This window comes from Mycolicibacterium sp. XJ1819 (assembly GCF_053483675.1).
In genome coordinates, this window is record NZ_JBEFST010000027.1 from 31,870 (window position 1) to 47,587 (window position 15,718).

Here is a 15,718-nt window from a genome sequence, read left to right on the forward strand (position 1 = left end):
CGGCATCAAACGTGATGCCGATCATGCCTTGACCTCAACAGTGGTTGAGGAAGCAGAGTGGGGTCATGGCTATCTCGACACACACCCTCACCCAGGTCCGTGAAGATCTCTTTCAAACTCGCATGGACTCGCCGTTTCCCGGCCTGACCACCCACGCCTACCTGTGGCGGCGGCCGACCGGCAACGTCTTGTTCTACAACCCCGCCACCGACGCCGACTTCGACGCGATCGACGCGCTGGGCGGGGTCAGCGCCCAGTACCTTTCGCACCAGGACGAGGCGGGACCCAACCTGGCGCGGATCGCCGAACGGTTCGGCCGCCGACTGCACGCACCCGCGGCCGAACTGGAAGCCATTTCTGCGCACGGACGAGTCGACGTGGCGCTCGGTGACGACCGGCATGTCGACGCCAACGATGTGGAAGTCCTGCCCACGCCGGGACATTCGCCCGGCAGCACCTGCTATTTGGTGACGGGCGCCGACGGCGTGAGGTACCTGTTCACCGGCGACACCATGTTCCCCACTGAAGACGGCACCTGGTCGACGTTCGTGGTGCCCGGTCGCGGCGACGCATCGGCCATGCGCGACAGTTTGACGCTGCTGGGCACCGTCGCACCTGATCTGGTGATATCCAGTGCCTTCGGCGGCGACACCGCTTTCGAAGCCGTCGACTCGACACGCTGGGCGCAGTGCATCGCCCAGGCGACGGCCAGCGTGCCGTCCTAATCCTCCACCCGCGAGCGACTGCGAAATGCCGTCATTCAAAGGGAATCGACGTGCAAACGCGGTCGCTCGCGGCGGTCTTGCTATGTCGCCGTCAGGTCATCGGCCCGTCCGGCGTGTAGCCGAGGCCACTGAGCGATCGGGCGACCGTCGCTGCGCATCTGGTCGCTGTCATTGGCGACCGGGCGCACCGGCCACTCGTACGGCGAGTCTTCCCACGCCTCCTGGCGGCCGTAGACGGTGAGATCCATCAGAGCGAAGACGTAGTCCATGGTTTCCACACCGCGGTAGTTGGTCCAATACGTCTCGAAGACGCGGTCGCTGTCGCGCAGGTAGCACACGAGGTGCATGAGGTTCTTCTGGCGCCCGACGAGCAGCGTGTCGAGCGAGTCCTGCGCCGAATACCAGGGCATCTGCCAGCCCATGAAGTCGCGGTAGCGGCGGCTTTCGCCGTAGGGCCCCTGGCAGAACACCGCGTAGGTGATGTCACGAGTGTGAAGGTAGGACAGCTCTGCCACCTGCGTGTTGCACCATGTGCAGCCCTCGCACTGCTCGGGTGCCGCGCGGCCCGGATACCACATGAAGTAGTACGCGATCAGCTGGCTGCGTCCCTCGAATGCATCGAGCAGCGTGACCGTACCATCCGGGCCGACCAGCGGTGTGGCGGCGTCGATTTCGACCATCGGCAGCCGTCGGCGGGCTGCGGCAATCGCATCGCCTTCGCGGGTGTGCGCCTTCTCGCGGACGCGTAGCGCGTCGATCTGCGCCTGCCAAGTGGCTCGGTCGACGACCGATGGCAGGGCGTTCATGACGCCTCCAATCCACTCTTGAGGTTGGCCAGCTTCCACGGCCAGCCACCCGAGATCAGTTTGCGGACAGTGCTTTCCAGTGGGAACTCATCGTGGATCACCGTCAGTTTCACCTGGTCGTCCTCGACAGGCTCGATGTCGAAGGACACCCGCGATCGCCGTTCGGCTGCGGCCTTGGCGATCGTCTCCTCGTCGAGACCCACCGCGGTGAGTTCGGGCCCGAAGGTGTGGAAGGTGAACGCCAGCCTGCGGTACGGGTCCGATTCGAGGATGACCTGATCGGAGTGGGCGATCTCGAGTCCCGCCTGGTCCGTCCAGACGTAGGTCGAGCCCTTCTTCCAGTCGGACACCACGGCGTGGCCCATGTATCGGGTGGAGAAGGCGGGGTCGGTGATCGCCTGCCAGAGTCGCTCGGGGGTGGTTCGGATGTAGGTGGTGTAGACGAACGCGGTGCTGCTCATCGGCTGTGTCTCCAATGCTGTCTTGAGGTCCGCGAGCGTCTGCACTCGCGCGCGGTCGTACTGGTTGATCCAGCGGTCGGCGATGGCGTTGATGGGCTCGGCATTGAGATAGTGCAACTTCTCCCTGCCGCGTCGCACGGTGGTGATGAGGTTGGCGTCTTCGAGCACCGCCAGGTGCTTGCTGACCGATTGCCGAGCCATCGACAACTCGGCGCACAACTCCCGCAAGCTCTGGCCGTTCTTGCTGTTCAGGCGGTCGAGCAGCATGCGCCGACTCGGGTCGGCCAGTGCCTTGAAAACCTTGTCCATCCCGACCCGCCTTCACAATATGCAGCTAATTGGCTGCATATTTTCACGCTAGGCCGCCGGTCGGTGGCATGTCAAGGTCGAGTAGTCCGCGTCATCCGGTGATTTCGCGGAAGCGGGTCAGCGCCTGATCGCGCTGGTCGAACTCGAAGTTCTCGACGTGGGTCACTCGCTTGCCGTCGAAGAGGAAGAGGGCGACAACCGGGAGTTCGGCCGCAAAGCCGTCGTCGGGCGAGCCCGTCAGAAACACCTGGGCTACCAGACCCGCCGCGCAATGGGCCAGTATCTCGGCGAGTTCGATGCGATGCGCAGACAACTGGCGGTGGTTGACGAACGTGGCATCGGTGTGGCGTGCGGCGAAGGCCTCCCAGCCGATGTCGTTGATGGTCGCGTTAATCCTCTGCGACCTCGCCGGTGGCGACCCAGCGTGCGTTGAGTTCGGCCATAGCCTCGTCGATGTCGTCAGGATCGAAACGTAGCGAGGTGCGCACGAGGTTGTCGTCATCGATCTCGGTCAGGGTCAGGTGCTCCCCCGTGATGGGCCGGCCGGACTCCGCGACATCGAGGTATGTATCGCGAGTCAGCGAGAGGTGAGCTCCCCGAATAGCGACGGTCACGGTTTCCAGCCGCATTCCCTGTGTGATCTCGAACAGGGCGCGGACCACGTCGGGCCGGGCTGTTCCTTCGTCGCGCAGGCCCTTTCGGCGATCCTCGTAGTGGCACTCCGCGGCGGCGACCGCCAGAAAGCCGTCGACGTCCCGGTTGTTGGTGGCGTCGACGACCCGTGCCCAGGCCTGCGTGGCGGCGTTGACCAGTTGCGGAACGACCTGACGGAGTGCGTCGAATCCGGTGAGCGCTGCGGCGATGTCGGCCTCGTCGAAGACTTCGAGGCGGTTGAGCCGGTCACCTTCGAAGGTCAGCGACGCGATCTGTCGCCACTCGGCGTCGAAGCCCGTTCGCGAGATCCCCCGCGCCGCCGTGGTGACAACTCCTCCGAGGTCGGTCAGCCGATGGACAGCCTCGATGTCGACTCTGAACTCCTCGCCCAGATCCCACCCGGCACAAATGTATGGCGCGAGGTCGCCAGGGGCGAACGCGGTCACAGCGCGGTGGTCGACACTGGTCCAATCCGGTGTCGTGCGGGGTAATTCGCGACGGTTGAGCGCGGCGTATGCGTCGGTGATCCGTGACCATGTGCCCGCGTGGACGGCCGCCTCGCCCGCGAGGTAGCGCGCGTCGAGCTCGGCGAACGCGGTGTCGACCGCCTCGGCATCGAAAAGCACCGAACGGCAGATCAAGCCGTCTTCGTCGGATTCAGTGAGCGTCATGTGCTCGGCGGTGATTGGCCGGTCGGACTCGGTGGTGTCGCGGAAGACGTCACGTGTGAGCGCTACGCGCGATCCCCTGATGGCAAGTGGTATCACTTCTAGCGCCCAACCTGTCGGTATCGGACTCAATCCGTATGCCACTCGGCGCAACTCGGTTCCGCGGGCCTCATGACGCAAACCCTTGCGCCGATCCTCATAGCATCCTTGCGCAGCGCTGAGTGCGACCAAGCCGTCGAAGTCGCGGCGGTTCAACGCATCGGCGACGTGAAGCCGCCGCCGGGTGGCGGTATTGACGGGGTGTGTCGCACCGGCGAGGTAGCGGGCGTCGAGTTCCTCGACCGCCGAGGCGAGGTCGTCGGGATCGAAGGTGATCAAGTCATGCATCAGATCGTCGTGACCGACTTCCATCACCCGCAGGAGTTCCACGGCGACAGGTCGATTGGCATCAGCCGTGTCGCGGTAACACTCCCGAGTCAGTGACAGGCGCGCTCCTCTGACGGCGATGGGCTTCACCTCCATCTGCCAATCGCTGGGCGCAGTCTCGAACACCGCGTGGATGACCTTCTGGCGCGCTGGCCCTTCGAGCGAGTCCCCCAGGCCCTTGCGCCGATCCTCATAGCGTCCGTCGGCGGTGGTGAGCCCGAGAAACCCTGCGAGATCGCGGCGATTGAAGGCCTCGGCCAACCGTTGCCAGGTTTCGGTCGCGGTATTGCGAAGCTGTGGCACCCTCATTGTGAGTTCGTCAAACCTGGCGATCGCGGTGTCGAGATCTGCTTCGTCGAATAGCTCTACCCGACTGAGCAATTCGGCTTCGAACATCACCAGGCAGACGAGCCGCCATTCAGCGTTGAAGCCGCCTCGAGTCGTTCCCCTTGCGACCCTGGTGAGCAGCGCTCCTCGATCGGTCAGCCGGTGCACCACCTCGATGTGGTTGTAAATGTTCGGTGCGAGCGCCCACGAGGTCGGCACATAGGTGAACAGCTCACCCGGTGCGATCGGGGTGATGCGCCGGTGGTCGATATTCACCCAGTCGGGGGTGGTCGCGGGTAGCTGGTGCTGATTGAACGCGGCATACGCGCGGGCGATGCTGGTCCACATGGCCGCGTGCGGCAACGCCTCGCCGGCGGCGTAGCGCGCGTCGAGCTCCTCGATGGCGGCGTCCATGTCGTCGAGGTCAAACGTGACGCCCTCGGTGATGCGGCCGTCGGCCTCGATCTCGATAACGGTCAGCATTTCGAGGCCGAACGATTCGGCCTGGTCGCCTCCGGATACGCGAGTACGGGTGAGCGCCAGCGACTGCCCGCGCGTCGCCACTACGGTCGACTCGTGGTGCCTGGCCCCGACCGCCACGATCTGCCGTAGGTCTGCGAGCAGAGCGTCCCTGCCCCGTTGGACGCCGGCGTTCACCACTCGACGACGGTCGTCGTTGCACGCGTCGTCGGTCATCAGCGCCGACATGGCATCCCAATTGCGGGCCATGAGGTGCGCGTTGAATCGTTCGTAGACTCGAGTTGCCGCATTCTCCGGCCGTGGCGCCGGCCGCGCGATTTCGTCGAACCGCGCAATCGCCGTTGCGAGGTCGGCTTCGTCGAATATTTCGAGGCGGCTGATCCTGTCGTCCTCGAATGTCAACAGGTCGATCTCGCGCCATTCGGCGTCGAAGCCGTCCATGGAGGTGGCATCGATGGCTCGGGTGACCACTGCTCCCGCGTCGCTGAGCCGATGCACGGCCTCGATGTAGATGGCGCCCCACAGGCTCTGGGCGTCGCGAACGTACGCCGCCAGGTATCCCGTTTCGACCGGCGCGAGCCGGCGATGGTCGATGTCGACCCAGTCGGGTGTCGTCGCCGGCAGCTCTCGCCGCATGAGTGCGGCGTACGCCTCTGCGACCCGCGACCACATCTGCGCGTGCGGCGCCGCCTCCCCCGCGAGGAATCGCGCGTCGAGTTCGGTGAGCGCGGCCTCGAGGTCGTCGGGATCAAACGTGACGATCGCGGTGATGCGCTCGTCGGCTCCGATCTCCAACAATTGCAGGAGATCGACTTGAAAGGCGTCAGGCTGCTCGTAATCCATCGAGTAGCGGACCCGGGTGAGAACCAAGCGCTCGGCCCGGGTCGCGACCACCGTCGACGATGCCGATGGAATCCCGAATTGAGCTCCTGCCCGGAAACTGTCGACCACGGCTTCCGGACCGTGAAGATCGACGTCCACTAGCGACCGACGGTCATAGCCGTGGAAGTCAGCAGCCAGCAGATCCGCCATGGCAGCCCAGTCCCGGATCGCGAACGTTTCGAACAGCCGCTCACATACTTGGCTTGCCATGTTCTCCGGGTGCTCCGCCGATTGGGACCCTTCGTCAAAGCGTCTTATCGCAGCCACGAGATCGGTGTCGTCGAAAAGCTCGCAGCCACTGATGACTTCGCCGTTGACTGTCAGCAGACAGATCTCTCTCCATCCGACCTCGGCGACCTGAAGTGTCATCCTCCTCGCGACCTGGGTGACGACCGCTCCGGAATGAGTCAGCCTGTGCACCGTCTCGATGTACCCAATGGTGTCGCGAGCGGCTTCTGACGTCAAGGATGTGCCTCGGCGGTGGTCGAGAATGGCTGTCGTCGAGGGTATTTCACGACGATCGAACGCCGCATAGTTGCGCGCGATCACGGACCACGTGTGCGCGTAGGGGGCCGCTTCGCCGGCAAGGTAGCGGGCTTCGAGTTCCGCAACCGCGGCGTCGATGTCGTCAAGATCGAAGCTGATGCGGGCCACCATCCGATCCTCGGTGTCGATCTCGACGACACCGAGAAACTCGATGCGGAATTCCCCGGGGCGCTGGTCTTCACCGGAGATACAGGCTCGACAGAGGGCGAGGCGCTCGCCGCGGGTCGCGATGATGTCCACCGCCATCTTCTGGGCGCCAAGGTCGGCGACGACGCGTGACTTCGCCACCTCGGTGTCCCGACCTCGTTCCACTCCGGCGTTGACCACGTGGCGACGGTCGTCGCCCAAGAAGTCCTCGGACACCATCTCTGCCATGGCGTCCCAATCCCGCTCGGCGAAGTACGCGGTGAAACGCTCGACCACTCGGCCCATCGCGGTTTCCCGACGCGGCAACGGTCGGCTCAGCCGATCGAAGCGAACCAGCGCGGTGTCGAGGTCTGCTTCGTCGAAAAGTTCGGCGCGGTCGATCAGATCGCCCTGGAGCATGACCAATTCGACGCCCCGCCACTCTGCGTCGGAGCCCACCTGCGAGGCGCCCCGTCCTGTCCAGGTGAATACGGCGCCGAGGTCGTTCACTCGATGTAGAGCCTCGATGTAGACGTGGACGGTTTGGTCGAGATCCCACCCGGCGCGGATGTAGTCGATACCCTCCCCCGGCGCGAACGCCGCTACCCGGCGGTGGTCGACGCTGATCGGATTCGGAGTCGTCGCCGGTACTTCGCGCCGATTGTGCGCGACGAACATATCCGTGATCACTGACCACATGTCGGCGTACGGTGCCGCTTCCCCGGCGATGTATCGGGCGTCGAGTTCGGCGAACGCAGCGTCGACGTCGTCGCTGTCGAATTCAACCTTGCCGACGATCGATCCGTCGGAGTCGACCTCGGTGATCTCCAAGGCTTCAACGCAGAATGCCGCGGGCCCCGCGCTCCGTTGGTCAAATCGCACATGGCTCAGGCAGAGGCTGTCGCCGCGAAGAGCAAGAGTCCGCTTCGTGATGGCCGTGCCGAGGCCCGCGATGGCGCGGATATTCTCGACCATTGGTCGGCGACCGTTGGTCTCGCGACGAAGACCTCGGCGCCTGTCATCGAGTCGGGAGTTCTCGGTGAACAGCGAACCGACTTCGATTAAGCGTTTCTCGGCATAAAGCTTGAGCAAGTGGTCATCGGCCCTGGTCGCCGTGTTTTCCAACGGTGCGTGCCGATCTAGGCTCCCGAGCCGCGCACACGTGGCATCGAGTTCGGCGACCGCGGCGTCCATGTCATCGGCGTCGAACCAGACCTGCAGTGCGATTCGACCGTTCTCGTCGAGGCCGTATAGCTGGAGCAGCTCGTCTCGCGGCGCGCCCGGAGTGTCGTCCGCCGTGCCGATTTCCAATCGGGTGAGTGCTAGGCGGTCCCCGCGCACGTCGACGACGACGTGGCTGTGCCGCACCGCGCCGGTCGCCGGATAAGACTTTGCGCGGCGTAACCATTCGTCGGACGGCAGCTCTTCGCGAGTGATGCCGACGATTTTTCGCCGACTCTCCATGGTCACCCGGGGCGCTACCTGACCTTCGAGCTCATCCCAAGCCTCGCGATCGAAAGCGGCATCTAGCCGACGGAGTGCCCGCACGCAGGCGTTGTCGAGCACGACGGCCGGTTCTTGTGATGGTGCGTCTGCGGTCGGCAGGCCACCTGAGCCGAGAAGCCCACGCGTCTTGTCCGCCAGTGCCACAGCGCCTTTGCGTTCGTAGAGCTCCAATGCGCGTTCGCAGGCCACCCGCGCCGCCGTCGAATCACCGGCCTCGCTCAATACCGTGGCCAACGCAAGGCAGGCATCACCGTGTTCGACCAATGCATCGGTACGCTCGGCCATCGCCACAGCTTCCTGCGCTACCCTGCGAGCTTCATCGTGCGCGCCACTGCGCGCCAGCAGCTGTGCGCGTACCGTCCGCCAGGCGATCGAGGCCTTCAGCGCGTGGCCCGCCAGACGCTCGCTTTCCGTACATAACTCGTCTGCCTCGCTCGTTCTGCCGAGTGCCAGGCAGGCCCTCGCCAACAGCGCCGCGGTCTCGGCGGTGTCGGCGTCGAGGCGCATTCGCCGGAAGCCATCGTAGGCTCGCCGCAGATGCGGCTCGGCGGCCGCGGGATCGTCGGCGACCAACTCGACGATGCCGGCGAACTGGGCGACCTCGAGCAGGGCATGCCTCATACCGAGTTCGGCCAGCGTGCGTCGCGCCGAGTCGATGAGTTGGCGGCCTGCCGTCGCGCGACCGCGAAACGCGTCCAGCACGCCCTGGCACCTGGTCGAGGTGGCCTCCACCACCGGCGAACCCGTCGTGATGCGTAGCAGTCGAACCACATCCAGACACCGGCCGCCCGCACGCGGCACCGGGTTAGGCCCCCACAGCGCCGCCAGCGGGGCGCCCGCCAGCACGGCGTTCACCCGGCGGTGTTCACGCGCTCGTCGGGCCGCGGTCAACGCCTGGTCCAACGCGGTTTCACAATCGGCGATGCGCCCGAGACGGGCCAGACATCCGGCGCGTACGGTGTGGGCGTTGGCCTCGCCCGCGGCGTCCTTCAAGCCGGCCAGGGTCTGGGCGGCCGCGGCCACCGCGGACTCGATCTCGTCCAACCGCTCCGGATCGGTGAGCATCGAGAGCTGACCGTCAAAACACGTCCCCCAGGCCGCCAGGCGCGCGGAATCGCCCGCCGCATCCTGTAATTGCGAGACCGCGCCCTTCGCCGACACCACATCACCCGCCGCCAGCAGCGCTTCACATCGCGCCAGCAGCAGTTCGGCTTGCTGGTGGTCACGGTCGGGCAGTTCGTCGTCGAGCTCGTCGAGCGCGTGCAGCGCCATGTCGTAGAGGTCCGCCGCGCCTTCGTAGGCCAGCCGGGCCATTGCCTGGTCAGCCGCCCGCCGACAGTATTCGACGGCTTTGGCCGCGTTGCCGGCCCAGGCGCATTCGAAATAGTGGTGGGCCAGGTCGGCGAGCAGTTCGTCGTCGGCGCCCGGCTCGGTCTCCAGCGTCGCGGCGATCCGCTGATGCAGGCGCATGCGCCGTACGGAGGGCAGCTCGGCGAGCAGCGATTGCCGGACCAGGGCGTGGTTGAACCGGTAGCGTCCGCCGGGTTCTTCGATGACGATCCCCGCCTTGCACGCGTCGTCGAGGGCGTCGACGAGGTCGTCGCCAACCACACTCTCGACCAGGGTGAGTGCGAAACGACTTCCGACGACCGCCGCGGCGGCAAGTGCCTTGTTGGTCTCTGCCGGTAGCCGGGAAAGCCTGCGGCTCACCGCTTCTCGAACCCCCTGCGGCAGCGTGCTCGGATCCCAATGACCACCGCTCTCATCCACGTGGCGCAGCGCCTCGATCAGGAAGAACGGATTGCCGCCCGTGACCGACGAGAGGGCTCGAGCCAACTCGTCGTCGTCGTAGCCCGCCGCGGCGACGTAGGCGGTGACGTCCTCGTCGTCGAGGCCACCGAGCGCGAGCCGATCAGCCGAGCCGTCACGATGAAGATCGGCCAGCATCGCGGCAAGCGGATGAGAGCGGTCGAGATCGGTGCTGCGGTAAGTGCCCACCACCTGGACGCGGGCCTGTTCGCCGAACCGCAGAAGATGGCGCAACAGCAGCAGCGTCGGCTTGGCCGCCCAGTGCAGATCGTCGAGCACCAGGACCACGGGCGCGGAAGTGGCCGCGATCGACAACAGCGCGACCACGGCGTCGAAGAGTGCGTAGCGTTCGGTGTCCGGGTCGGCGTGGTGGGGCGCGGCCAGGTCGGGCAGCGCGTCGGCCAGCAGCGGGACCATCGGGAGCAGTGCCTCGATGCCGCGCAGACCGCGCAACCGGTCCGCACCCAGGCTGGACACCAGCGACCGAAGTGCCTCGGCGAACGGCTGATACGGCGCCCCCAGGTCTTCGTCGCAGCGGCCGTAGAGGACGACGGCGCCGGCGTCGAACGCCCGGCGGGACCATTCACCGGCCAGCCGTGTCTTGCCCACGCCCGGCTCGCCGGCGATCAGCACCGCGCGCGTGCCTGCGGCGAGCGTCGACTGCCATACGGCCAGCAGCCGCTCCAGTTCGTCGTCGCGCCCGACGAACGGGCCCGATCCCGCCAGCACCGCGGGCAGCGGCGGGCGGGCCAGGGGTTCGTCGGTGGTGGGCGCGCGGGTTTGAGAAATTTCCTGCAACCGAAGTTCGAAGACATGCTCCGGACGCGCCAGGTTGCGCAGCTGACGCGTGCCCAGATCGGCCAGCACGACGTCCTCGGGAAGCGAATCGATGACCAGTTCGGCTGTCGCGCCGGAGCACAGGATCTGGCCACCGACGGCCAGCGACCGCAATCGTGCGGCGCGGTTGACGGCGCGACCGAAGTAGTCGCCGTCGCGGAGTTCCACCTCACCGGTATGCAGGGCGACACGCACACACATGGGCGTCGTGAGCGTCCACGGCTCGTGCCGGATCGCCTCCTGCAGCTCGATCGCGGCGAGCGCGGCCGACGAGGGCCGGTCGAAGACCGAGAACGTCGCATCCCCCTCGCCGCGAGTCTTGATCAGCCGTCCGCCCCGCGACGTCACGACCTGCTCGACGATCTCGTCGTGCCGCGCCAACGCCACCGCCATCGCCGCGGCGTCCGCTTCCCAGGCCGCGGTCGAGCCTTCGATGTCGGTGAGCAGGAAGGTCACCGCTCGCGTCATCACCGAAAGCTGCGGTGACACCGGCACTTCCAACGCGTCGTCCTGGGCGACGATCGCGGCCTCGAGCCGGCGCAGCTCCGGACCCGGATCGACGCCGAGTTCGTCGGCGAGCAGCGACCGGGCCCGCTGATAGGCCCCCAGGGCCTCACCCTGTCGGCCGGCCCGGTACAGGGCGAGCATCAACTGACCCCAACGTCTTTCGCGCAGCGGCGCGTCGGCGACGGCCGCCTCCAGTTCTCCGATGATCTCCGCGGCCCGACCCGACGCGAGCAGCGCGTCGGCCCGGTCCTCCACCAACGCGGCGTGGCCCTCGAGCCAGCGGGTCCGCTCGGACACACCGCGTGGCTCGTCGGGCAGTTCGGGAACGCCGCGCCACAGCGCCAGCGCCTCGTCGAACCGAGCCACCGCCTGGCTGGTGTCACCGGCTGCGACCGCTTCGCGTCCCGCCTTGATGGCCGCCTTGTACCGGCTGGCGTCGATCTCCGTCGTGGCCAGCGTCCACCCGGTCCCCTCCGTCACCACGAAACCGTCCCCGAGGGCGCGCCGCAACGCCGAGATGTGGGTCTGCAGAGCCTTCGCGGCGGTACGCGGCCGGCCGTCGCCCCAGAGCAACTCGAGAAGAAGATCCGCCGACACGATCGACCCGCCGTGCAGGCCGAGCATCGTGAGAATCGCCCGGGGTTTGGCACCGGGGATGGCGACCGGCAGGCCGTACTGCCGGACGTGCAGAGGCCCCAGAACCCCCAGCTCCACCTGAGAAAGCGTAATCACGCAACCAGCGTCAAATCGTGGATTCAACACACAGTCAAGGTCGAGTAAAGCCTGGTCATTGCGTTGTCAAAGGCGCCTTGGCGGCGGGGCGGTGTGGCAGGCTCGGGCCGTGGACACCCCGCAACCGGATCTCGACGCCCCCCACCTGGCCGACGTGGTGCCCTCGGTGCTGTCGGCGATGGGCGTCGCGCACTTCGACGGCCGTATCGCGCTTCCCGCAGAGGTCTCGGGCGCCTGTGTGCTGTTGATCGACGGTCTGGGCGCCGAACTGTTGGACACCTACGCCGCGGATGCCCCCGCGCTGGCGGACCTGCGTGGCCAGACGCTACAAGTCGGCTTTCCTTCTGCTACGGTCGCCGGACTGGCCGCGGTGGGAACCGGCTGCCGCTCCGGAGAACACGGTCTGGTCGGCTACTCGTTCCGGTTGCCCGACGTCGGCGTGATCAACCCGCTGCGGTGGCGCTATCACCCCTGGGGCGAGGACCTTCGGGACGCGCTTCCGCCCGAGCAGGTCCAGCCGATGCCCACCACGTTCGAACGAGCTTCCGCGGCCGGCGTGCAGGTCAGCGTCGTGTCCGGCGCGGAGTTCACCAATTCGGGGCTCACCCGCGCGGTGCTTCGCGGCGGTCGCTACGTCGGCGTGCACGCGCTCGGCGATCTGGCCGCAAGAGTTCACGAGGTCGTCGTCGACGGCGGGTTCTGCTACGGCTACCACAGCGAACTCGACCTGCTCGGCCACCTGTACGGGCCGGGATCGCCGGCGTGGCGGATGCAGTTACGCCAGGTAGACCGGCTGGTGGAGTCCGTGGTCGAGGGACTGCCGCCGGGCGGACTTCTCGCGGTAGTGGCCGACCACGGGATGGTGTCGGTGGCGGCCGACGCCACCGTGGACCTCGATGCCCGGCCGGCACTGCTCGACGGCGTCGAGGACATCGGCGGTGAGCCGCGAGCGCGCCACGTCTATGTCGTGCCGGGCGCCATCGAAGACGTGCTGGCCGGCTGGCGCGACGCGCTCGCCGGGCTGGCCTGGGTGGTGTCGCGCGACGAGGCGATCGCCAACGGCTGGTTCGGCGCCACCGTCGACGACGAGGTTCGGCGGCGCATCGGCGACGTCGTCGTGGCCGCATACGGCCCGGCCGCGGTGGTGCGACGCAGGGTAGAACCGCTCGAATCTTCGCTCATCGGCCACCACGGCTCACTGACCGATGCCGAGCAGCGCGTTCCGTTGCTTCTCGCTCACGGCTGACGGTCGACCCGTCGCATTCGGTATCTCCGGCGAAATCCCTTAATTTCCAGTAGCTTTCATTGCCAGCGTATTGGCGAGTTGTTTCATTGACGACCGAATACCGGCTCTTCTAAGTGGACTCGTTATGGGTGCCTATCCATAACATTTCGATACCGCTGAAATCTCTGAAAGCACAAGTAGATCCGGTGAACTAAGGCATAGACCATTTCATCTGTGAAGCGCATCACACCTATTTGCGTGAATGTAGTCACACATTTTGGTCCGTTACAAATCGCTCTGTTAACGTCCGGCCGCATGTTTGCTATCGCGACGCTGCTGACGCTCGTGAACTCGGTGTCGGGCACGCCGTACGTCACCGGTGGGGACTCCCCCGCCGGTACGGACTGCTCCGGCCTGGTCTCATGGGTCACCAACGCGGCGACCGGACGTCCCGTATACGGGGACCGGTTCCACACCGGAAACATCGAACAGGCCCTTCTCGCGCGCGGCTTCCAGTACGGCACGCAGCCCGGCGCACTGGTGGTCGGCTGGAACAGCGGCCACACCGCGGTCACCCTGCCCGACGGCACCCCGGTGTCCTCGGGGGAGGGCGGTGGCGTGAAGGTCGGCGGCGGCGGTGCCTACCAGAAGCAGTTCACCAAGCACATGTTCCTTCCGCTGCCGCCCGAACAGCCGATGCCGCCGATGGGTCCCGGCGTTCCGGTCACGCTGGCCGCGGGCGAGGCACCTCCGCCGCCACCCCCGTTCATGGCGCCTCCGCCCCCGCCGCCGGTCGACCCGTTCGCACCGCCCCCGCCGCCGGTCGACCCGTTCGCACCGCCCCCGCCGCCGGCTCCGCCCGCACCCGGGGCGCCCCCGGCACCCGTGCCTCCGCCCGCTTGATCTTGAACGGCAGATAGCGTCTGCGGCGTGATTGTGCTGCTGCCGCCGTCGGAGACCAAGCGCGCGGGCGGTGCGGGCCCACCGCTGCATTTGGAGACGTTGAGCTCGCCGGGCCTGACGCCGATGCGCACCGCGCTGCTCGACGAGCTCGTCGCGCTCGCCGGCGACCGTCCGGCGTCTCGGCGTGCATTGGGCCTGTCCGAAGCACAGGACGCCGAGATCGAGCGCAACGCGGCGCTTCGCAGCGCGCCGACACTGCCCGCGATCGCCCGCTACACCGGCGTGCTCTACGACGCGCTCGACGTCGGGTCGCTCACCGGTGCGGCGGCCGGCCGCGCGCGAGCCCGCCTGACGATCGGCTCGGCCCTGTTCGGGCTGTTGCGCGCCGACGATCCGATTCCGGCCTATCGGCTGTCGGCGACGTCGAAGTTGCCGGGGCGCCCGGCGCTCGCGACTCGGTGGCGACCGGTGCTGGAACCCGTGCTCGACGAGATCGCCGGGCGCGACCTGGTCGTCGACCTGCGGTCGGGGTCCTACGCCGCGCTGGGGCGGATGCCGCACGCCGTGCAGGTCGAGGTGGTCGCCGAACACCCTGACGGCAGGCGCACCGTCGTCAGCCACTTCAACAAGGCCCACAAGGGCCGCCTCGCCCGCCTTCTCGCCGCCACCCGAGCCGAGCCCGACGACGCGGCGGGAGTCGCCGCGGTCGCGCGGCGCGCGGGTATGCGAGTGGAGCGGCGGGACAGCCGGTTGACCGTGGTCGTCGAGGCCTAGACCGGGACGATGAAATCGGACGTGTAAAACTCGGCGGGGTTCTGCGAGAACGCATCCGGGCGACTGATGAACACCCACACTCCGGTCGCGCTCGGTTCGACGGCCCCCTGCACGGTGGTGCTCGCAGCGCCCACCCCGTCCGTGTTCAACGCCCCCGCCGTGACGCCGGGATCGCCTGCGTGACACGTCGCCGACGACGGCCTGGGCACCTGGATCAACCGGACGTCGTAGTGGGTGTTGGGGATCGCGGTGGCGATCTGGAGATCGGCCGTCACGGTGGATCCGTCGGTCCGCACGGTGCCGAGGGTCCTTGCGAATCCCGTCGGTCCGTTGAAGTCGGTCTCGCTGAAGTCACACCTTCTGAGCATCTGCGAGAACGCGATCGTGGTGCCGCCGTTGGATGCCCCCGCGGTGCCCGCGCCGTCTCCGATCACCGGCGCCAATGGCGCGGCGAGGCCCACGGCCGCCGCCAGGATCACAAACCGTCTCGTCTGTGCCATCGTCTTGTCCCTGTCACTCGGATCACCTCGCAGGTAGGAGTAAACCATCGATGCGCGGGGCGCCGCGCCGGTTCGCCCACTCCCCGAGATGCACGTTAGCGAGGGAAAGTGCGAGTCGCGGCCTCGCTAACGTACGTTTCGCGGTCGCCGACGGTGGGCCAAAGCGGCCCCTCGCCCGTAGGTGTTCACCTAACGTTGCAACCGTGGAGATTCACCCCGCCAAAGCCCCCGACCTGGTACCGGTCGAGGCACTGCGCTCAGGGGACCCAATCACCGACGTCAACGGTGGCGGTCAGCACTACATCGTCTTGGAATCCAAGAGCGTCGGCGCGGATTGTGTCGTGCTGGAACTGGAGTCCAAGGCCAACGATCAACTGCGGGTGATCGAGATGTCCTTTCCACCCGACTACATCATGGGCGTGACTCCCCGCCGCAATATTCTCTGACCCCCGACGCGGGCACCCACGGTCCGGCAGACGGCCGCGGGTCGGCCCGCGTCGACCACGTCCGAATCG

Annotated in this window: 10 protein-coding genes; 5 read left to right on the top strand and 5 right to left on the bottom strand. The window is 66.9% G+C overall.

Features of this window, described 5'->3' with window-relative positions; all coding sequences use genetic code 11:
• Window positions 1-65 precede the first annotated feature (65 nt).
• Window positions 66-725, top strand: coding sequence for an MBL fold metallo-hydrolase (locus tag ABQE89_RS24345; protein WP_448421450.1), 660 nt, complete (start codon window positions 66-68; stop codon window positions 723-725).
• Between the two features lie 80 nt (window positions 726-805).
• On the opposite strand, the gene ABQE89_RS24350 is transcribed toward ABQE89_RS24345, so the two are convergent.
• The 4 genes from ABQE89_RS24350 to ABQE89_RS24365 all read right to left on the bottom strand — a co-directional run bounded on the left by ABQE89_RS24350 (window position 806) and on the right by ABQE89_RS24365 (window position 11,783).
• Window positions 806-1,531, bottom strand: coding sequence for a DUF899 family protein (locus ABQE89_RS24350; protein WP_448421452.1), 726 nt, complete (start codon window positions 1,529-1,531; stop codon window positions 806-808).
• Window positions 1,528-2,301, bottom strand: coding sequence for an ArsR/SmtB family transcription factor (locus ABQE89_RS24355; RefSeq protein ID WP_448421454.1), 774 nt, complete (start codon window positions 2,299-2,301; stop codon window positions 1,528-1,530). The genes ABQE89_RS24350 and ABQE89_RS24355 overlap by 4 nt, the downstream gene beginning before the upstream one ends.
• Before the next feature lie 91 nt (window positions 2,302-2,392).
• Window positions 2,393-2,614 carry a hypothetical protein gene (locus ABQE89_RS24360; protein WP_448421456.1) on the bottom strand — a complete coding sequence of 74 codons (222 nt, stop codon included), beginning with the start codon at window positions 2,612-2,614 and terminating at the stop codon, window positions 2,393-2,395.
• A 76-nt stretch (window positions 2,615-2,690) separates the two neighbouring features.
• Entirely contained in the window at window positions 2,691-11,783 is a 9,093-nt protein-coding gene (locus ABQE89_RS24365; protein ID WP_448421458.1) for an ATP-binding protein, read from the bottom strand.
• 127 nt (window positions 11,784-11,910) lie between these two features.
• On the opposite strand from ABQE89_RS24365, the gene ABQE89_RS24370 reads away from it, so the two are divergent.
• The 3 genes from ABQE89_RS24370 (at window position 11,911) to yaaA (ending at window position 14,703) form a co-directional block, all read left to right on the top strand.
• Window positions 11,911-13,047, top strand: coding sequence for an alkaline phosphatase family protein (locus ABQE89_RS24370; RefSeq protein WP_448421460.1), 1,137 nt, complete (start codon window positions 11,911-11,913; stop codon window positions 13,045-13,047).
• 294 nt (window positions 13,048-13,341) lie between these two features.
• Window positions 13,342-13,929 (top strand): NlpC/P60 family protein, encoded by a 588-nt coding sequence (locus ABQE89_RS24375; protein ID WP_448421462.1) that lies wholly within the window; start codon window positions 13,342-13,344, stop codon window positions 13,927-13,929.
• Window positions 13,930-13,956: 27 nt separating this feature from the next.
• Complete coding sequence (yaaA, locus tag ABQE89_RS24380; RefSeq protein WP_448421464.1) at window positions 13,957-14,703, top strand: peroxide stress protein YaaA; 747 nt, start codon at window positions 13,957-13,959, stop codon at window positions 14,701-14,703.
• Here the strand turns inward: yaaA and ABQE89_RS24385 are convergent.
• Window positions 14,700-15,203 carry a hypothetical protein gene (locus ABQE89_RS24385; RefSeq protein ID WP_448421466.1) on the bottom strand — a complete coding sequence of 168 codons (504 nt, stop codon included), beginning with the start codon at window positions 15,201-15,203 and terminating at the stop codon, window positions 14,700-14,702. The two genes, yaaA and ABQE89_RS24385, sit on opposite strands and share 4 nt — an antisense overlap.
• A 209-nt stretch (window positions 15,204-15,412) precedes the next feature.
• Here ABQE89_RS24385 and ABQE89_RS24390 point away from each other — a divergent pair, with 209 nt between their 5' ends.
• The gene (locus tag ABQE89_RS24390; RefSeq protein WP_448421550.1) at window positions 15,413-15,649 is read left to right on the top strand and encodes a hypothetical protein; all 237 of its coding nucleotides are present in this window, start codon (window positions 15,413-15,415) and stop codon (window positions 15,647-15,649) included.
• Window positions 15,650-15,718: the final 69 nt, after the last annotated feature.

Excerpts from the sequence above, each read along its gene's own strand:
- ABQE89_RS24350 (WP_448421452.1), bottom strand. The coding sequence starts at position 1,531 with ATGAACGCCCTGCCATCGGTCGTCGACCGAGCCACTTGGCAGGCGCAG.
- ABQE89_RS24355 (WP_448421454.1), bottom strand. The coding sequence starts at position 2,301 with ATGGACAAGGTTTTCAAGGCACTGGCCGACCCGAGTCGGCGCATGCTG.
- ABQE89_RS24345 (WP_448421450.1), top strand. The coding sequence starts at position 66 with ATGGCTATCTCGACACACACCCTCACCCAGGTCCGTGAAGATCTCTTT.
- ABQE89_RS24385 (WP_448421466.1), bottom strand. The coding sequence starts at position 15,203 with ATGGCACAGACGAGACGGTTTGTGATCCTGGCGGCGGCCGTGGGCCTC.
- ABQE89_RS24375 (WP_448421462.1), top strand. The coding sequence starts at position 13,342 with ATGTTTGCTATCGCGACGCTGCTGACGCTCGTGAACTCGGTGTCGGGC.